Genomic DNA, 20,088 nt, shown 5'->3' on the forward strand with positions numbered 1-20,088 from the left:
TTGAATAGATTAATAATTATATCGATTTTCATTATTGGGTTAATATCTGAGAATGCTTATGCTCAGCAAAGGCCTCAATATACTCAATATGCCACTAATCAATTTTTGATTAATCCTGCAATTGCAGGGTCACAGAACCTGGATGAGATTAAAATTGGCGGTAGAGTACAGTGGATTGGATTTCAGGATGCTCCACAGACCGTTTTTGCCACTTATCATGCACCATTTAAAAAAATGCCTTTTCAAACCACTATGAGGCAAAGAGGTCATCACGGTTTTGGGGCTATTTTGATAAAGGATATTACTGGGCCAGTAAGCCAAACATCAGCCCACATTAATTATGCTTATCAACATCCATTTACATCTAATTTAAGTGGTGCTGTGGGTGCATCCATTGGCGTTTTACAACATTCAATAGATATGGGAAAGCTGAATTTCCAAAATGCTAATGATGTGATTATAGATCGTTTAATCCCGAATAGATTTGCTCCTGATGGGTCTATTGGTATTTGGCTATACAGTGATAAATTTTATTTTGGAGCTTCCATTACACAGATTATCAGTAATACTACCATGTTTATGCCTACTGGGGAGAGAGAGATTGAAACTTTTGATTTGAAGGCACACTATTTTGCTAATTTAGGCTACAAATTAGATATCGGTCCTGAAACTTCTGATTGGTTTATAATACCTTCAGTATTGTTTAAATCTATTAGGCCTGCTTCCGGCCATTTTGATTTAAACATTAGAGCTCAAAAGTCAGATAATTTCTGGTTCGGTGCTTCTTTTAGGCAAGATGATAGCTTTAGTGGGTTAATAGGATTTTCTGCCATGCAAGATTTTGCTTTTACCTATTCCTATGATTTTATCATCTCAGATATTGGACCATATAGCGGAGGAAGTCATGAACTCACCATGACTTTTAAATTCAAAAAGAAACAGAAAAAAATAATATGCCCTGATTCATTTTGGTTATAAAACTAAGGTTTAATCTCCGCATTCTCCCCGAAATAGTCCGTCAATTCCTGTAAAGTACGATCTGTAACCTTTAAATCTTTGACTATTTCTCCTTTATCCAATATCACGATGCGTTCGCAAATTTCGGTAACATGATTGAGGTCATGGCTAGAGATTACAAAAGTTACTGATTTTTCAGCCTGAAATTGTTGGATGATCTTCTTCAATCGGATTTGACTGGTCGGATCCAAATTTTCAAATGGTTCATCTAACAAAACAAGCCTTGGATCTCCTAAAAGAGCTGCCGCAACGCCAACTTTTTTCTTATTTCCTTTTGATAAATCTCTGATGTATTTTTTCTTTCCAAAGATTTCGTCATTGAAAAGCGATTCAAATAAATCCAAGTGCTGATCTAAATCGCCCTTGCTTACTCCTCTAATTTTCGAAATAAATTGAAAATATTCTTCGGGCGTCAGATAGCTTATGAGAAACTTCTCATCTATGAAAGAGGCGGTAAAGTTCTTCCATTCCTCGCTTTTATTAACAGCTTGTCCATCGATTATGACTTCTCCTTCACTGGCTCGAATTAGATCAAGCATTAATCTTAGAAGAGTGGTTTTCCCTGCGCCATTATTCCCTACCAATCCAAATGATTGTCTTTCAGGAATTTCAATTTCTTGAATATTTAAAACCGATATTTTTTTATAGCTTTTTTGAAGGTTGTTAATTTTGATCACAGTTCTATATCGTTAAATCGTGAATGAGTTTATATTTTTCTTTTTTTAATTTTTTGGCAATCGAATTGAAAAAGGCTTTTCTAAAAATTAAACCAATTAGCCCCGCTAATGCAATAGCTAAAACACCTATTTGTCCGTTCCAAATGCTTGAAAATATAGCATATACTGCCACTGGGCCTACAATCAGTGGGATTCCTACTACAAATTGTGCCGCTCCTACCCCCTGATAGTTCATCATAGAGCTTTTATCCAATTCAATTGGTTTGGGTCCCCAAAGACTCATCCGCATAATCAACATGCTGTTAATTCCTACATTATAAATGGCCGTGGCTCCCATAATCATCATAAGTTCATAACCATAGTAAAAGTAGGGCAATGAAAGTACCGCGGTAATCACTACAGAATAAATTAAAAGCCTATATCGGGATTCTACCCAATGGGTATAGGGATTAATTTTGGTCAAGAAGAAATCCATTTGGTTAGTATTCCAACTCCATAAAAACTGACCATATTGAATAATAAATATTCCAGTGAAAAAGATGCTGACAAAAATAGCCATAGCGCTAGATTGTTGCGTTTCTCTGCCCATACTGAAAATAAATAATGGGTAGAATAGGAATATTCCTGCCATCATAATACTTGACCTACTCCTTTTGTGTCGTAGGATTAATTTGAGCTCTTGAACAATTAAAGTATTAGTTAATCCTTTATTTTCCCAGTTGCTAAGTTTACCGGTTATTTTCTCCCCTGACATCATTTTGGCATCAAATAAATCTTCTACATAAAGATTCTGATTAAAAAACTGATAGCTAGTGTAAATCAAATAGCCTAATAAAGCTACAGGGATCAGCAAAAGTAAAGGTGAATTATAAATGGCAATGGCCCAATTTCCCAATGGGATTAAAGTAAAGTTAAAATATTGATTACCTGCATAATTTACTACGATTATTAAAGCGAAAATGACCCAAACTATATTTTTACTTTCCAATTTTTTCTTCAAAAGAATATTGAAAAAATGTAGGCAAAGTGACAAGATAAGCGTGAAAGCTAGCCATATTAATGATTTTTCCATTCCTATAGCAGGAATAAAGGTGCTAATGGTTAGTGGGATGAAAACGGCAGGTGCAATCAGGTTATAAGGGTTGATAATTGATTTAAAAACCAAGAATCTGGTAATTAACTTTCTTCCAATAGGCAAATGCAAATAAGGTTCAATGTCCAAAACCGGAACTGTCTGCATAATATACCTTATCGCTAATTCACTTATGAAATAATAGAGTAAAAATTGATTCACCAATTGAGCAGGTTCAGATTCTACTCCCAAAGCCGCTAAGGTTTCATTCAAATTGGCACTCACAAATATCAGGTTCATTAAGACTAAAAATCCAAGAAGTGCCAGAAAAATCTTAATGCCAATGTCTTTTTCAAAAGATGGCGATCGTCTAAAACTTAACCATTGATGCTTTAATATCCAGTTCATTATTGTTTAGAGTTGACAGTAAATGTGAAAGCTAGGAGAATCCCCAAAATTTTCAAAGGATTATTTGATAATTGGGATATTTTTATTTGTCTAAAAATAATGACCTGATTTTGTTCGAAAAATTGTGATAGAGTATAGAAACAAAGCTATATTATTATGAGAAGATTATCATTTACAGTTATTTTAGTTGCATTTGGATTATTTTACAGCTCTTGTGGTGGGGAAGAAATTGATGCTTGTGTGGGTGCATCTAGCGATCCTGTAACTTATGTTGAAGACTGTCAAGAATGCTGTGAGAACAATGGTTATAAACGAGGGATCACATCCACTTCGGGAAGTACTAGAACTTGTAAATGCAGTGGAGACCCTGATTAAAAACATGCTAAGCTGTCATGACATAATAAAGGATTTTCTCCATATATTTAAAATGTAATGACAGCTTAATTATATTTAAATAACGCCCTGTGCTTTCATAGCATCTGCCACTTTTAAAAAACCGAAAATATTAGCCGAAGCTAAATAATCATGTTGATTAAGCTCATATTCTTCAGCAGTTTTCACGCAATTATCATGAATGTCTTTCATAATATTTTTCAGCTTTTCATCCACCTCTTCTCTCGACCAATAAACTCCGATTCTATTCTGGCTCATTTCCAATCCTGAAACAGCCACACCGCCAGCATTTGTAGCCTTGCCTGGAGCGTATAAAATTTCAGATTCGCAGATGATATCAATTGCCTCAGGAGTCAATGGCATATTGGCGCCTTCGGTTAGTAGTTTTATACCAGTTTTTTTGAGGTTTTCAGCATCCTTTTCGTTGATCTCATTTTGAGTGGCACAAGGAAAAGCGCAATCAGCTTTAGTTTTCCATAATGGGTTATGGTCTTTTTCACCATCTACTTCTTCATATTTAGCATCGGGGTATTTTTCTAGATATTCCGAAATTCTGCCTCTATTAATATTTTTAATTTGCTTAATATGTTCTAGTTTTTCGGTGTCAATTCCTTCTTCATCTATAATGTATCCTGAAGAATCCGAAGCCGTAATTGGTTTAGCACCCAATTCTATTAATTTTTCCAATGTAAATTGAGCCACATTGCCAGAGCCTGAAACAATGCATTTTTTGTCCTTCAAACTATCGTCAATTTTTTCTAACATGTATTGAGAAAAGTAAACTAGCCCATAACCTGTAGCTTCTGGTCTGATTAAGCTGCCGCCCCATTCTCTGCCTTTTCCAGTTAGTACTCCTGTAAATTCGTTTTTCATTTTCTTGTATGCCCCAAATAAATAGCCTATTTCTCTTCCGCCCACACCTATATCCCCTGCAGGGACATCCGTAAAATGACCAATATGACGGTAAAGCTCCCCCATAAAAGCTTGGCAAAACCGCATGATTTCAGCATCGGATTTTCCTTTGGGATTGAAATCGGCACCGCCTTTACCACCACCCAGAGGCAAGCCAGTCAATGCATTTTTGAATATTTGTTCAAAAGCTAAAAATTTGAGAATACTTTGGTTAACTGAAGGATGGAACCTCAAACCTCCCTTATACGGGCCTAAGGCACTGTTCATTTGAACTCTGAACCCTCTATTTACTTGGACATCCCCATTATCATCCAACCAATTCACTCGGAATGAAATTAACCTTTCCGGTTCAGCCATTCTTTCCAAGAGCTTCAAACGGTGATATTCAGGATGTTTTTTAAAAACTATTCCAATGGAAGAAATCACTTCATCCACCGCTTGAATGAATTCCGGTTCGTTAGGATTTCGCTTTTTTATTTGCTCTAATAATTCGTTCTCAGACATAAAAATTAAGTTGAAGGATTTTGGATTATTAAATATGGGAAAAATTATTAAACCAAACAGATTCTGTGTACGTTTGTTGCTTCAAAAATTTATAGTTTTGTCTTTAAATTGAAATTCATTCGGAAAAATATCGCTTCTAGAAAAGGCAAAGTAGTTTCTTCTATTTTACTCCTTTCTATTTTACTTAACAACATTTTGATACCCGAAATGAAGCGCTTCAATCCACATATGGAAATTGAAAATAATGCAGCGGGTATTTTAGAGATATTGGTTGAAGATGCTACCAATTCAGATTTATTTGAGACAGATGAACATGATGATAGTTCGGATAATTTAGTGGATAGCATTCAAAAATTTGTGTCCACTACTTTGGAAATACCCTTAATTAAAAAAAATAATCATATCAATGAGAATCAATCTATTTATCCTAATTTCAGCATAGCTAAAGGGTTTACGATGATTGACACCCCTCCACCCCAGTTTTGTAAATCATAATCTTAAGAATCAACTCTTCAGTTGATTGAAATTTATCAACAACCCTATTCTCGGGTTTAACTCATTAAATTTATTTTAAAATGATTTACAATAAATCTATAGCTATAGTTGTAGCAATACTATTATTATGCTTAATCAACTCTGTAAGCGCACAAGAAACAGATCATGCCCATTCGGAAAAACCATTAAAAATTGAACATGCGGAACCTCTTTTTATAGACCTTATTCGTGATTTGGGAGCGAGAAAAGGCGAAAATGAATGGAATGTGGGCTTGGGAATGTTCGACAGACTAAATTATGATAAATACGAAGCTCTGGTAGAATACGAATGGGCTGTTCGAGATAGACTAGGTCTTGAAATTGAGGTACCCGTTTCTATTTATACTTCTAATGGATTAGAAAATGCAAATGGAATGAGACCATCAAACAGAGTGGAGTCAATCAAAAAAGCATTTCAGTGGACCTTTTTGGTGTCCGAAAAAATGAACACTTCAATGGCAATCGGAGGAATAAACGAGTTTGTATTTATACCTTTGGATAGTATCTCCAGCAGCTCCATATTTCAAGGAGACATTATCAATCCATTTTTAATTTCAGCGACAAACTGGAGAAATGGATTTCATTCCTTGATTTATACTGGACCAAGATGGTTTATACCTTTCAATAATGAATTGGAAAAAGAATTTGAATATGAAATCAATACCAACTTTCATTATATGATACCCAATACTAGGAATTTTATTGGGGTGGAATTCAATAAAATAGTCACTACGGATGATTTCGCTATGGTGATTAAACCTCAAATGAGAGTATCTATTTCTAATAATTTATTGGTAGGTATTGTGGGTGGAATACCCATAAACAGAGAAAGAGAACGCTTGAGCAGTTTCATCAGATTGATATATGAGCCTGGTCATAAGCATAAATAAAATTCAAATTGGTCTGATTTTTGGTTTAGAAAAATTAAATCAAAAATCAGACCTATGAAAAAGCTATATTTCTTTTTACTGATTGTTATTTTTATTTCTTCATGTACCGACAGAGGTAGATTAGAAAGAAGAGAAAACCGAATTGAAGGCAAGTGGTATTTCCACAGAGCCTTTTATAAAGGTGATTTAGCACTCTTTCGAAATAATATTATAGATGAATATAAAGGTGATGAAATTACGTTTTATGAAGATGGCTTTGCAGAATATTATGATGCTTCATTAGATGCCTATTTTGAAGGGGATTGGTTCCTAACCCTCCATAAAACCAGAACAAGCCAAGGCAATGAAAGACTTTATACTTTGGATATGGAATTCGTTGATTATATCCACCGCGAAAGATTCGGTTTTTACAGTAATGCTACCAAAATTGGCTTTAATAATTTAAACTTGGAGGTATATGATGACTATGGGTTCTATACATTCAAATTAAATAAAATCGATTGATTTTGCTTAGAAAATCATGGTTAGTGTGCTCACCAACCATTTTAATTTGAAACATAACCGATTTTATTAGACCATAAGTATTTTATAAAAGCATCAATCCTACTTTATCAACTTCAGAATAGGGATGATGGAACTTGTCAGGTTTATTTAAATTATAACCTGAGTTCGATTATTAGAAGCAACGTTCCCGCAATGCGGGACAGGCTATACCGGAAAATAAATACTTAAATTTCAAAAAGTATTTATTTATCAGGTATCTTCTTCAAAATGCTATCCGAAGATTTCGGACAATTTTCTGTTTTTTAAATATAATCCCGATTTATCGGGACCGAAATGACGCTTTGAAGATGGTTTTACAGAGATTTAAAGTCGAACTCAGGTTTATACATCACGGTTTCCGGTCGGTGTGCCACCGACCGGGGTATATTCCATGGTTGGTGGCACACCAACCATTTTAATTTGACATAAAACTGATTTTATTATTTTATAAGTATCTGATAATAATATTTACCCTACTTTGTCAAGTTTAATAAGAATTAAAGTAAAACACCCCCTTGCAGGTGTTTTCACCTGAAAGTTTTTATGAGATAAAATTTGCCATGAAGGTCGTTGTTTAGGTGAAAACACCTAAACAGGGAAATTATAACAAGACCAGCCAGGTTTTTTTTCTAACTAAATATGTCAAAATAGGGTTAAGCTTTATCTGATAGTTTTTTCACCAATGCGGTCACCCAGCTTCTAGGGGTAAAACGTACGCTAAAAGCCATCAACTTATTCTGGAAACCGTGTATAGCAACCCTTTTTCCTTTCATCATGGCTTTATAACCATATTTAGCGACTTCAGCAGATGTAGGTAATTTTTTGTCCTTTACTAATTTAGATTCGCCTAAATCAGCTGCGTTTTGAAAGCCTGAAGCTGTCGGACCTGGGCAAAGAGCCGTAACACTTACACCTGATCCTTTCAGTTCTTCCGCTATGGCTTCTGAAAATGCCAATACATAATGCTTGGTGGCATAATAAACCGCCATCAAGGGGCCAGGCTGAAAAGAAGCAGTAGAGGCTAATTGCATGATTTTTCCTGATTTTCTTTCCAGCATTCCATCTAAATATAACTTAGTCAAAATAGTTAAACTACTAATATTAAGGTCAATCATTTGTTGAGCCTTATTTAAATCAGACTTGCTGAATTCTTCAAAATCACCGAAACCGGCATTATTAATTAAATAATCAACTTTTATATGATGTTTTTCAGTTAATTCAAAAAGATGATAAGCTGCTTCAGGATTAGAAAGGTCTAAAGCAATAACAGTTGCCGTAATTTTGTAATGGTTTTCTAATTCTTTTTTGAGTTCGTTTAGCTTTTGTTCTGATCTAGCTACCAGAACCAGATTGTCTCCTTTTTGTGCGTGATTTTTAGCTAACTCCAGACCAATACCTGAGGAAGCTCCTGTGATTAATGCAGTTTTCATGTTATTATGATTATTAGATTGAATGTTCATTCGGTTTTTAGTTAAAATTTTTATGCCTTAGTAGCTTGCCAGGCAAATTGCGCCAATTCTTCTATAGTCTTTTTAGTAAGCCCTTTTTGTTGATGAAATATTTTTGCTGCTGAAACTACTGTTCCATGCACCATTTCAGTTAGTATTTCTACATCCATTGACTTTAAAAATTCCTTTCTTATACCTTCACCGAGAAAGTCAATGATAGGCTGATAGTGTTTTCTTTGCTCCTCTTTGGTTTCTTTTCGGATAAAAGGTGATTGTGCATATTGTTCTAAGAATTGAAATGTCTGGTTATTCTCAGCATAGAATATAAAGAGTGAAATCCATATAGATTTAAAATCTGCCTCATAATCTTTGCCCGTTACTGTAGCCAATTGCATGGCCCTACCCATTTTCCTCTTTGATTCTGCATATAAACCTTCTAGCAACACTTCTTTATTTTCAAAGTGGTGGTAAATTGTGCCTGCTGCAACTTTCGCTTTTTTGCTGATCATTGACATAGGAGTAGCATGAAATCCATTCTCCGTTACCAACTCTAAAGTGGCTTGCAATATGAGTTCTCTTTTATCCATTGATACAAATATACGAATGAATGTTCATTCGGTTTTGTTTTATTCAATTTTTTTTAGATATATAAGTTGTATGCTGAAATTCTATGCTGATGTCAGACATTGAAAAGGTCGGACATTTGTTTCCAGAAAGACATAAACCCTTTTAGATTCCCAATGTCGGACATAAAAATTGTCCGACATTTCTGGAGTAAGTTATGGCTTTTTCTTGGGGCATTTTGAATTATAACTTCCCCCTCAAAAACTCAGCTGTATAATTATCTTTAAGTTTAGCCATATCTTCAGGAAGCCCTTCAAAAACTACTTTTCCGCCTTTTTCACCTCCTTCTGGACCTAAGTCAATAATCCAATCAGCTGTTTTGATGACTTCCATATTATGCTCAATAATAATCACAGAATTTCCTTGCTCAATTAAGGCATTGATGGATTCTAAGAGTTTTTTAATGTCATGAAAATGTAAACCTGTTGTGGGCTCATCAAAAATAAATAAATGATGATCATTCTTTAAGCTACCTCCTTTACCTAAATAAGAAGCTAATTTCACTCTTTGTGCCTCTCCCCCACTTAAGGAATTGGAAGATTGTCCTAATCGGATATAGCCTAAGCCCACATCAAATAATGGTTGCAATTTATTGATAACGGGATTATTGCCTTCAAAGAATTTCAAGCTTTCTTCCACAGTCATATCTAACACTTCCGCTATGTTCTTACCTTTATATTGTATTTCGAGAATTTCATTCTTGAATCGCTGTCCCTTACAACTTTCACAAGTCAGCTCGATATCAGCCATAAATTGCATTTCAATTTTCTGAATGCCTTCACCCTGGCACATTTCGCATCTTCCACCGTCCACATTAAAACTGAAAAAGGCAGGTTTATAACCTCTTTGTTTGGCTAAAGTCTGATCGGAGAAAAGCTGACGAATGGCATCATAAGCTTTTACATAAGTAACCGGATTGGACCGAGAAGATTTTCCTATTGGGTTTTGATCCACAAACTCTATGGATTTTACTTTTTTATAATCCCCTTCCAGTTTTTCAAATTTCCCGGTGGCTTCACTGCTACCTTGACCAATCATTTTGGCTAAAGCCGGATTCAATATTTTCTTGATCATAGTGGATTTTCCGGAACCACTAACCCCAGTCACTACAGTCAAAATTTCTAATGGAATTTTGACTTCTTTTATGTTGAGATTATTCTCCTTGGCTCCTTTTATGGAAATACTGTTTTTCCATTTTCTCCTGCTTTTAGGAACGGCCACTTCATTGCTTCCATTAAGGAAACGAGCAGTATGGGTATTGTCAGCTGTTTTTAATGCTTCAAGATTTCCTTGAAATACCAATTCTCCTCCATGTGCTCCGGCATCAGGCCCAATATCAATGATTTCATCCGCTTCTATCATCACCTCTTCCTCATGTTCCACTACTATTACGGTATTACCCAAATCCCTTAAGGTTTTGAGCACTTTCACCAATCGAGCAGTATCTCTAGGGTGCAAACCTATGGAAGGTTCATCCAAAATATACATAGAGCCCACCAAAGCACTCCCTAAAGAAGTTGCCAACTTAATCCTTTGAAATTCACCTCCAGACAAAGTAGAAGTTAAACGATTAAGCGTAAGATATCCTAAACCCACTTCCAGTAAATATTCCAAACGGCTATTGATTTCTTTCAGGATTCTACCTGCTATTTTTTGTTCATTTTCAGATAATTTGATTTTCTCAAAAAATTCCAACAATTGGTCAATAGGTTTCAATACCAATTCAATAATGGAAGCATCATTGATTTTAACATAGCCTGCATCTTTTCTTAATCGTGTTCCTTTGCAATCCGGGCAAGTAGTTCTTCCTCTGTAGCGGGAAAGCATCACGCGATATTGGATTTTGTGCATTTTGGACTGTAAGTGGTCAAAGAATTTATTTAATCCTTTGAAATATTTATTGCCTTCCCAAAGCAAATCATATTCTGCTTGAGTTAATTCTTCAATAGGTCTATGGATAGGAAAATCGAATTCAATTCCATGTTTCAATAGCGGTTCTGCCCATTTTTTCATGGTTTCACCTTTCCAGGGTGCAATGGCGCCCTCATATACCGACAATGTTTTATCGGGAATTACTAAATCTTCATCGATACCTAATATTTTTCCAAAGCCTTCGCAAGTTCTGCAGGCCCCGTAAGGATTATTGAAGCTGAATAAATTAATGGTAGGTTCCTCGAATTGAATACCATCCAATTCAAATCGGTCATTGAATGCTTTTTTCCCTTCAGATTCTACATAATCAATAATACATTCACCATGACCTTCAAAAAAGGCTGTTTGTATAGAATCCGAAATTCTGAATTGATTATCCTCGTCTTCTTTTTGAACCGAGGCTCTATCAATTAAAATATATAAATCCTTTCTTTTTAGTTCCTGCTTTTCAGCTATAATATCTTCTATAAATAGCACATCATCTTTATGAACAACCCTCGTATAACCTTTACTTAAGAGCAATTCTAACTCCTGCTGAAGGGTTCTTCCTTTAGGGACAATCAAAGGAGCCAAAACCATAAATCTTTCTCCTTCTTGGTGGCTATGGATTTCATCTGAAATACTGCTTACGGTATCTCTAGTTACTCTTTTTCCGCTTTTAGGTGAATAGGTAATCCCTATTCTGGCGAAAAGCAGTTTCATGTAGTCGTAAATTTCGGTAGTGGTACCCACCGTAGAACGAGGATTTCGAGTATTGACTTTCTGTTCGATGGCAATGGCAGGGGAAACGCCTCTAATAAAATCGACTTCAGGTTTTTCCATTCTGCCCAAAAACTGACGAGCATAAGAGCTTAAACTTTCTACATACATTCTTTGGCCTTCGGCAAATAAAGTATCAAATGCTAAAGATGATTTCCCGGAACCGGAAAGCCCAGTAATGACCACTAATTTATTTCTTGGAATGGCAACGCTAAGATTTTTTAGATTATTAACTCTAGCGCCTTTAATGATGATATATTTTTTAGGGTCAAGGTTTTCAAAATCAACCTGCCCATTTATTTTTTCGACTACTTCCATAAGCTTGCAAAGATAAAAAGCTAACCCGAGAAAAGTGAATTTGTTAGACTAAGAAAAAATTTTAAATTAATTCATAAAATATGACCCAATTAAGAAAAAATTGGTGTCTATCATGTTGAAAAGAAAAAACTATATCTAAACAATTATGAAAAATTTAAAACACTTAAGAAAATGGAGTATGCTAATTCTAGCACTCCTAGTAATGATTTCTTGTAAAGAAGATGAAACCGTAGTGGGGGAACCACCCATTGCAGATGCAGGAACGGATATTAATGCTTTTGTAGGAAGCACAGTAACGCTTAACGGAAGCAATTCATCAGACCCTGATGGGGGTACTTTAACATTTAGCTGGGAATTGACACAAACACCGACAGGTAGTAATGCCAGCTTATCAAATGCATCCAGCGAGCTCGCAACCTTTGAACCCGATGTTGCTGGTGATTATGCTGCAACTTTAACAGTGGAAGATCCTGATGGAAATTCCGCTTCGGATGATGTATTGATTACAGCAGAAGTGAATGCGAATGAAGCACCTACGGCTGTTATTACTGATACAAACAATGAATCAATTGCCCCGGACAATAACAATAATGTTGTCAATGTTGGAAACACTTTCCAGTTGTCAGGAGCTAATTCATCAGATCCTGAAGATGATGATTTAACATATTCCTGGGAGGTAACTTCTGCACCGAGCAACAGTACGCCTACTTTGGCAAATGAAGAAACCGTAACCTTGGATTTTGTAGCAGATTTGGCAGGGGAATACACCATTGCTTTAATTGTGGATGACGGAGAAGGTAATCAAAACACTGCGGAAGTGACTATTGAGGCTGAAGTTTCGCCAGTTATCATTGATGCTGATGTTATTGAAGACACTACTTGGGAAGATATATATGAAGATCCAAGCCTGCCAGATTATCAAGTAGTAGGTAGCATTAGTATTACAGCTTATTTGACCATTGACCCAGGGGTAAACGTGATCTTAGATGAAAATGTACAATTATATGTAGGTTCGGGTGGTGTATTTGATGCGAATGGAACTGCAGAGAATATGGTAAAATTTACATCATCTAATATAGATGCAGGACAACTTTGGAAAGGAATCTTTATTCAATCATCTGATCAAAGGAATAGTCTGGAACACACTATAGTTGAGTATGCAGGAAATTCAGAAATGTCTTTTGGAAGCAGTGCAGATTATAAAGCCAATATTGGATTAGACGAAGGTGGATTTTTAAATATCGAAAATTCTACCATCAGCAATGGTGCAGGATATGGGGTTCACGTAAATGATGATCAAAGTGATTTAGGTGCTTTTGCTAACAATATTTTTGAAAATAATAGCAGAGGTATTTCATTAAGAGCTATAAATGTAGCTAAACTAGATGGTGCTACTTCTTTTAATAATAATGCAAATGCAGATGTTGAAATTTTTGGTTCGACTCTTCCAGATACTGAAACTGTAACTTGGAATAAATTGAATGGTAGCACTCAGTATAGAGTAAGTGGAGATGTAAACATAAATGGAAATCTTACTATTGCTGAGGGATCTAATTTTGTTTTTGATCAAGATGTTTATTTCTCAATCAACTCAGGAGCTAGTATTTTAGCAGATGGAGGAGAGTCTAATACCATTACTTTCACCAGCTCCAATATCTCAGGCGGACTACATTGGCAAGGGATTTATATCAGTTCTTCTAACCAAAACAATACCTTGAATAATGTAGAAGTCTCTTACGCTGGAAATTCAGAATGGGCTTTAGCAAGTAGCGCAGATTATAAAGCCAATATTGCGTTGGATGCAGGAGGATTTTTGAATTTGACGAATTCATCTATTTCTAATAGTGATGGCTATGGGTTGCATGTGAATGATGATTTGTCTGATTTAGGAACTTTTTCCAGTAATAATTTTTCAGATAATCAAACTGCAATTAGCTTGAATGCATTTCATGTTTCCAAGATAGATGGAGCCACAACTTTTTCCGATAATTCACAAGGTGAGGTTGAAATCTTTGGCTCTTCACTAGTGCCAGAAGAAACTGTAACTTGGAATAAGTTAAATGGCACTGCAAAATATATTATTGATGGAAATCTTGATATAAATGGAAACTTAACCATAGCTGCCGGAGCCTATTTTGAAGCAAGAGAAGATAGACACATCCAAATTGATGGTTCAATTATTGCCGAAGGGAGTGATGGAAATGAAATAACATTTACATCTACCAGTGGAATTAAATGGGAAGGTTTAAGGATTGCCTCTTCCAATGCCAATAATAAGCTAGATTATGTTATCATCAGTAATGGAGGTTTTTCAGAAATGCCTTTCCCAAGCAATGCTGATTTTAAATGTAATCTTGGCGTTTTCACAAATTCGGTAATTAGTATCACCAATTCGCAATTTACAGATTCCAGTGGTTATGGTATAGCAATTGACCAATCTGGAGGAGCTTCAGTAAATGATGTTCAGGCAGGAAGTGCTAATAATACTTTTTCTAATAATACAGCAGGTCCAGTACTCATAGATTAACAATAGTCAATGGGGTAGTAAATAATTCTACCCATTAATTTAAATTTTATAATATGAAAAAACTAACAATAATATTAATAGCAATCATTAGCCTTTTTGCATTCGATGCTAAATCGCAATCATTTGAAAAAGGCGATAATATCTTCAATGCCGGCTTAGGATTCGGCTATTATGGATATGGATATGTTTATGGCAGAAGCTTTTCAATTCCTGCTATCACTGCCAATTATGAGGTTGGCCTTGGTGATTTTATTGGCGTTGGTCCTTATGTGGGCATCGCTAGTTGGAATTATTCTGGAACTGGTTTCAATGGTGGCTACTCCATATTTGCTATTGGCGGAAGAGCGAGTTTCCATTTGACGGATATTCTATTGAATGATGCCTTAGAATTGGACGTGAACGAGAAATGGGATATTTATGCGACTCTCATTATGGGATTAAACTTTAATTTATATTCAGGTGATTTTCAAGACCTTGAAACTAATGAAGTGCGATTAAACCTTGGACCCATTCTTGGTTTTAGATACAATTTTAGTAAAAGTTTTGGCCTATATCTGGAAGGCGGAAGAGGATCATTCAGCTATGGAACTATTGGACTCAGTTTAACAATGTAATTGAACATGAGAACGAGACCTAAACAAAACAGGTGTTTGTTTAGGTGTTGTTTTTTCATTTTAAGCCGGAAAGCCGTCTCCTTTGGGGGCGGTTTTTTTAGTTTATAACAATACCCTTCAGGATTAAAGTGCCGGTCTGACTATCGTCTGACCTAACTGCTTCCCTAGGTCAGACGATAGTCAGACCGGTTTTTGAGTTTAAAGTTTTAATATCCCAATTCCTCCTTTTATCAAATATCATTTCCGCATTTACTCATAAAAGTGTAGTTTAAACTTCATTTTTAAAATTCCATCTTTTATGAGAAAATTATATATCAGTTTTTGCTTCTTCATTCTTTTTTTATCAACATCCATTGCTCAGCAATTAGAAGAATTAAGTGTCCATAAAATCATGCGAGATCCTGCTTGGATCGGCCATTCACCCAATAATTTTTATTGGGGGGAGAATAGTAGCCAATTATTTTTCAATTGGAATCCGGATAATAATCCTGAGGATTCACTTTATGCCTACAGTATCGAATCCGGAGAGATTAATTCAATAAATCATGAGCAGGAAATGAGCTTTACTGATAGATACGGAGTTTATAACAAAGCCAAAACAAAAAAGCTGTTCACCAGAAATGGAAATCTATATTTAGCTGATACTAATTCAGGAGAAATTGAAGTTTTAATTGAAAATTCACAAAGAATCTCAAATGCAGGTTTTTTCCCAAATGAAGACAAAATATACTATTCTATTGATAATAACATCTTCAGTTGGGATCAAGCAAGTGGAAAAACCCGTCAATTAGTAGAGTTTAGCAAAGAAGGTGAGCCGAAAGAAAAATCAGCTAAAAAATCCAACAAAGAAGAATGGTTGAATAATCAGCAACTCGAATTAATCAGTGTATTAAAGAACAGAAAAGATAAAGAAGAAAAGTCCGAAGAATATAAAAAAAGCATTGAAGCAACAGGAATTCCCACTTTTTATTTAGACGGAAAAAGACTAATAGAGTCCAGCATTAGCCCTGATGGTAATTATGTAATTTATAGACTATATATTTCGCCCAATGGAAATGACAATACCATTGTGCCTGACTATGTCACTGAATCGGGGAATACGGAAGATTTAAGGGCGCGATCTAAAGTAGGCGGAGAGCAGGCACACATGGAGTTAGGGGTTTTCAATCTCAAAACCAGAGAAAATAAAATGGTGAGTACTGCTGAAGTGGAAGGACTTGATCAAATACCAGCCTATTGGGGCGATTATCCTGAAAGGAAAGAGGAAGATTTTGAAAAAAGAAAAATGATATTCCAATCCCCTTTATTTTCTGAAGATGGAAATTATACAGTTATTGATGCCCGGGCTACGGACAATAAAGACAGATGGTTGTTTTTATTAAATCCTGAAACTGCTGAATTAGAATTAATTGACCGCCAAAGAGATGAAGCATGGATTGCCGGACCAGGAATTGGTTATGCTTGGGGAGGCTCCACTAAAGGATTTTTGGCAGACAATAAAACGCTTTATTTCCAATCGGAAGCAAGCGGTTACAGCCATCTTTATTCAGTAGAGCTGAGCAAAACCAAAAAGAAGAAAAAACAACTGACAAAAGGTGATTTTGAAATTTATGATGTGAACCTGTCCAATGATAAAAATCACTTCTACTTCTTGGCAAATCCTGAAACTCCAGGGATTCGAAATTTGTACAAAATGCCTGTTGAAGGAGGAAAAATGGAGCAATTGACTTCTGATAAAGGTGGAATGGAGTATGCCATATCTCCGGATGAAAGTAAAATTGCCTTAAGGAAAAGTACGGCTACTCAGCCTTGGGAATTATATGTAATGGACAATCAACCCAATTCGGAAGCCCAAAAAATTACCAATTCCATTTCAGATGAATTTCAGTCTTATGAATGGAGAACTCCGGAATATATCACATTTGAAGCGGAAGATGGTGCGGAAGTGCATGCTCGCCTTTATAAACCTGAAGGTGGAAGTAACGGCAAACCAGCTGTTATTTTTGTGCATGGAGCGGGATATTTACAGAATGCACATCAGTGGTGGAGTTCTTATTTTCGGGAATATATGTTCCATAATTTATTGGCTGATAATGGCTATACGGTTTTGGATATTGACTACAGAGGAAGTGCCGGTTATGGCAGAGATTGGAGAACGGGAATCTATCGCCACATGGGAGGAAAGGATTTGAGTGACCAGGTTGATGGAGCTAAGTATTTGGTCGATGAATTGGGCGTAGATAAAGAGAATATCGGGATTTATGGAGGTTCTTATGGTGGTTTTATCACTTTAATGGCTTTGTTTAATGAAGCGGAAACATTCAAATCTGGTGCGGCTTTGAGATCGGTAACAGATTGGGCGCATTATAATCATGGCTATACCAGCAATATTCTGAACACGCCAGTGGAAGACCCAATTGCTTATAAAAGAAGTTCGCCCATCTATTTTGCTGAAGGCTTGGAAGGTCATCTTTTGATTTGCCATGGCATGGTAGATACCAATGTGCATTTCCAAGATGTGGTCAGGCTGTCGCAAAGATTAATTGAATTAGGTAAAGAAAACTGGGAAATGGCAGTATATCCGGTTGAAAGTCATGGCTTTGTTGAGCCTAGCAGTTGGACAGACGAATATAGCAGGATATTCAAGCTTTTTGAGGAAACATTAAAAGAATAAAATATGAAGCTTTTATATTTATGACAAACTGCTAAAAAGAAAGCCTGTAAATGAAGTGAACCCCAAAAGTTGGACATAATTTTTGGGCTTTTTTGTATCCGGTTTTTAAGTTAAGAATATGTGGCGTTGGGCATTTCAAGGCTCCAATCTACTAATTCACCAAATATTCTCTTAAATGTAATCATTTTCAACTTTAGCACTATTTGCCCAACGACCTATATTTAGTGTTTTAGTGTGTTTTGTTATATCCATCTAATTGATGTGAGTGGCCTAATATAAAATTAACTTTCTTACGAGAGACAGCCTCCAATTCACTTTTATGATCAAATCTCCAAACCACCAAAAAATTATTAATAACCAAATATTCTGTCAATTTCTTTTTAGAGGATTCGTCATCACCCCAGAGCAATGCTTGTAATAGATCGTCTGTACTCAAATTTTCTTTAAACTTAAAATAAAAAATTGTTCCAGCCCCTTTAGTACTTAAGAATGCCTGGAAATCTTTATCGATTACTTCACCAATGATGCTATTGTAAGTCTTTGTATATCGATAATATGTTTCAGCTCTTGATTTATATTTAGGGTAATTTATAATTCTGTAGTTAATAGATATTTCACTTGAATCAAGTTTCAGGTCATCAATATTCTGAGCTTGGACAATTGAAGCTACGAGCAATAGTTTTAAGAAAATTATAAGTTTCAAAAAGCTTTCTGTTTTAAGAATTAATTCGATGTGAAATTATGACTAACGTAAAGTTATAATATTAATAGTCAACTATATATATTTAAAACCTGTTCATTTTCAATCAAAGTTGTCCCTCCATTTTTTACGTTAACTTTAGAAAATAATCAGAAGTTTGTAATGTGAGGAATGTACTACAACGCCACTTAATAAATTCGCGGCAGATTAAAAGTATAAAAATTTCAGTTAACTACCGAGGCAATCCGCAGGATTGGCTTATTAAATTAATTCCCAACAATAAGTCAATCCTGCGGATTGACGGACTTTCTACAAAGAGCCTGAGTTTCTTCTTGCACTGAAAAGCCATGATTTATACAGAATGTTAGCAACTTCTTTTAATTGAAATAGCTCAATACATCATGATTCCATACAAAGAAATTTACTGCTAAATCACAGAAATCATCTTGTTTAAGTTCAAACTCATTATTGTCTTTACTATCATATTGAAATATTTTAATTCTTTTACCTACCTTTCTTGCTTCAGGGTCTTTTACTTGAAATTGAACTCGGTGTATTAGCTCATCTTCTGTGTAAAATCTGATGGCCCCATCGCAATGATTAATTCTACCGGTTTTTTTATTAAATATTGCATGAAAATATCTACTTGATCGAATCCCTAAATACCCAGCTTTAGGTACTTCCTCACAAGTAAAGTGTATTGTACCATCTTTTTTAGGTGACCATACGTAGTCAGTAAATCCAGCTTTGTCATATTCATTTTCATTGAACCACTGTCCAAAATCGTCAAACCTTAATGTTTTAAGGTACTCCCAATCCAATGGTTTACCATGTACATGCATTCTGTACATCATTGGATTATATTGACTTAATGGTATTTCTTTAAGTGGGTCTAGACGAATTTTAAAATTTACTTTATTGGTTATCTGCTGTTTAAAGATTGCTTGTGATATCCAATAGCTAGAGTTTGAATTTTCATTAACTGGACATAACATATAAACCATCCCCCCATGAGAGATGCTGAAAAGGGACAAATCAAAATCATCCATCATCACTAATTGATTTTTGTTGAATTCAATGTTAATTAAATTTGAAAAATTATAAGGGGCAGGCCTGGTTGTTGGTTCTGTTAGTTTGTCTTTACGTTTTAGATTTATTTGATATTGAAGTATGTAAACTAAAAAATAAGCCCTTTTAGCTTCGTCCTTATCCTCTTGGCTACCAATCAGATGTTCTATATGATGCTTCTTAACAAATTCATCTACTTCTTTAAGGTTAAGAGATTTCAGGTCATATTGAAGGTTACGATGTTCATCATGGTTTTCATTATCTAAAATTTCGAAAACCTCAAACATCGGATCCATCAATGAACCACAAAAATATTTTAAAGACTTCAGTTCCCGCATTTGTTGTTGCTAACAGCAGGCTATCGATCGTTTTGATTGGGAATCTTAGTAATTTGATGACCTTTCATTAATGATTCGATAGCTGATGTTGTGTTTAGTATGTTTTCAATTCCTCCTAAAGTAGTAGAAATTTTGG

At 35.3% G+C, this 20,088-nt stretch carries 16 protein-coding genes; 8 read left to right on the top strand and 8 right to left on the bottom strand.

What is annotated here, in order from left to right; translation table 11 throughout:
- Entirely contained in the window at positions 1-978 is a 978-nt protein-coding gene (locus ACFE0M_RS10275; RefSeq protein ID WP_434545674.1) for a PorP/SprF family type IX secretion system membrane protein, read from the top strand.
- 2 nt (positions 979-980) lie between these two features.
- Here the strand turns inward: ACFE0M_RS10275 and ACFE0M_RS10280 are convergent, their stop codons facing one another.
- The gene (locus tag ACFE0M_RS10280) at positions 981-1,694 is read right to left on the bottom strand and encodes an ABC transporter ATP-binding protein (RefSeq protein WP_434545675.1); all 714 of its coding nucleotides are present in this window, start codon (positions 1,692-1,694) and stop codon (positions 981-983) included.
- 4 nt (positions 1,695-1,698) lie between these two features.
- Positions 1,699-3,174 carry a DUF5687 family protein gene (locus ACFE0M_RS10285; protein ID WP_434545676.1) on the bottom strand — a complete coding sequence of 492 codons (1,476 nt, stop codon included), beginning with the start codon at positions 3,172-3,174 and terminating at the stop codon, positions 1,699-1,701.
- A gap of 156 nt (positions 3,175-3,330) precedes the next feature.
- On the opposite strand from ACFE0M_RS10285, the gene ACFE0M_RS10290 reads away from it, so the two are divergent.
- Positions 3,331-3,549, top strand: a complete 219-nt coding sequence (locus ACFE0M_RS10290; protein WP_434545677.1) for a hypothetical protein — start codon at positions 3,331-3,333, stop codon at positions 3,547-3,549.
- A gap of 75 nt (positions 3,550-3,624) precedes the next feature.
- Here the strand turns inward: ACFE0M_RS10290 and gdhA are convergent, their stop codons facing one another.
- Positions 3,625-4,983: an NADP-specific glutamate dehydrogenase gene (gene gdhA / locus ACFE0M_RS10295; protein ID WP_434545678.1), complete on the bottom strand. Its 1,359-nt coding sequence runs from the start codon at positions 4,981-4,983 to the stop codon at positions 3,625-3,627.
- 207 nt (positions 4,984-5,190) lie between these two features.
- Here gdhA and ACFE0M_RS10300 point away from each other — a divergent pair, with 207 nt between their 5' ends.
- The 3 genes from ACFE0M_RS10300 to ACFE0M_RS10310 all read left to right on the top strand — a co-directional run bounded on the left by ACFE0M_RS10300 (position 5,191) and on the right by ACFE0M_RS10310 (position 6,911).
- Positions 5,191-5,478: a hypothetical protein gene (locus ACFE0M_RS10300; protein ID WP_434545679.1), complete on the top strand. Its 288-nt coding sequence runs from the start codon at positions 5,191-5,193 to the stop codon at positions 5,476-5,478.
- A gap of 80 nt (positions 5,479-5,558) precedes the next feature.
- A complete protein-coding gene (locus ACFE0M_RS10305; RefSeq protein ID WP_434545680.1) occupies positions 5,559-6,407 on the top strand; it encodes an HAEPLYID family protein in 849 nt (282 codons plus the stop codon).
- Positions 6,408-6,461: 54 nt separating this feature from the next.
- Entirely contained in the window at positions 6,462-6,911 is a 450-nt protein-coding gene (locus ACFE0M_RS10310) for a hypothetical protein (RefSeq protein ID WP_434545681.1), read from the top strand.
- A 692-nt stretch (positions 6,912-7,603) separates the two neighbouring features.
- On the opposite strand, the gene ACFE0M_RS10315 is transcribed toward ACFE0M_RS10310, so the two are convergent.
- The 3 genes from ACFE0M_RS10315 to uvrA all read right to left on the bottom strand — a co-directional run bounded on the left by ACFE0M_RS10315 (position 7,604) and on the right by uvrA (position 12,031).
- Complete coding sequence (locus tag ACFE0M_RS10315; protein ID WP_434545682.1) at positions 7,604-8,380, bottom strand: SDR family NAD(P)-dependent oxidoreductase; 777 nt, start codon at positions 8,378-8,380, stop codon at positions 7,604-7,606.
- A gap of 50 nt (positions 8,381-8,430) precedes the next feature.
- The gene (locus ACFE0M_RS10320; protein ID WP_434545683.1) at positions 8,431-8,985 is read right to left on the bottom strand and encodes a TetR/AcrR family transcriptional regulator; all 555 of its coding nucleotides are present in this window, start codon (positions 8,983-8,985) and stop codon (positions 8,431-8,433) included.
- A 220-nt stretch (positions 8,986-9,205) separates the two neighbouring features.
- Positions 9,206-12,031 carry an excinuclease ABC subunit UvrA gene (uvrA, locus tag ACFE0M_RS10325; protein ID WP_434545684.1) on the bottom strand — a complete coding sequence of 942 codons (2,826 nt, stop codon included), beginning with the start codon at positions 12,029-12,031 and terminating at the stop codon, positions 9,206-9,208.
- Positions 12,032-12,176: 145 nt separating this feature from the next.
- On the opposite strand from uvrA, the gene ACFE0M_RS10330 reads away from it, so the two are divergent.
- The 3 genes from ACFE0M_RS10330 to ACFE0M_RS10340 all read left to right on the top strand — a co-directional run bounded on the left by ACFE0M_RS10330 (position 12,177) and on the right by ACFE0M_RS10340 (position 17,846).
- Positions 12,177-14,558: a PKD domain-containing protein gene (locus ACFE0M_RS10330; protein ID WP_434545685.1), complete on the top strand. Its 2,382-nt coding sequence runs from the start codon at positions 12,177-12,179 to the stop codon at positions 14,556-14,558.
- 53 nt (positions 14,559-14,611) lie between these two features.
- Complete coding sequence (locus ACFE0M_RS10335) at positions 14,612-15,172, top strand: hypothetical protein (protein WP_434545686.1); 561 nt, start codon at positions 14,612-14,614, stop codon at positions 15,170-15,172.
- A gap of 298 nt (positions 15,173-15,470) precedes the next feature.
- Entirely contained in the window at positions 15,471-17,846 is a 2,376-nt protein-coding gene (locus ACFE0M_RS10340; protein ID WP_434545687.1) for an alpha/beta fold hydrolase, read from the top strand.
- 229 nt (positions 17,847-18,075) lie between these two features.
- Here the strand turns inward: ACFE0M_RS10340 and ACFE0M_RS10345 are convergent, their stop codons facing one another.
- The gene (locus tag ACFE0M_RS10345) at positions 18,076-18,549 is read right to left on the bottom strand and encodes a hypothetical protein (protein WP_434545688.1); all 474 of its coding nucleotides are present in this window, start codon (positions 18,547-18,549) and stop codon (positions 18,076-18,078) included.
- A gap of 374 nt (positions 18,550-18,923) precedes the next feature.
- Positions 18,924-19,952 (bottom strand): hypothetical protein, encoded by a 1,029-nt coding sequence (locus ACFE0M_RS10350; protein ID WP_434545689.1) that lies wholly within the window; start codon positions 19,950-19,952, stop codon positions 18,924-18,926.
- Positions 19,953-20,088 lie beyond the last annotated feature (136 nt).

Origin of the sequence: Marivirga sp., assembly GCF_051117495.1 — a bacterium.
Lineage (GTDB): Bacteria > Bacteroidota > Bacteroidia > Cytophagales > Cyclobacteriaceae > Marivirga.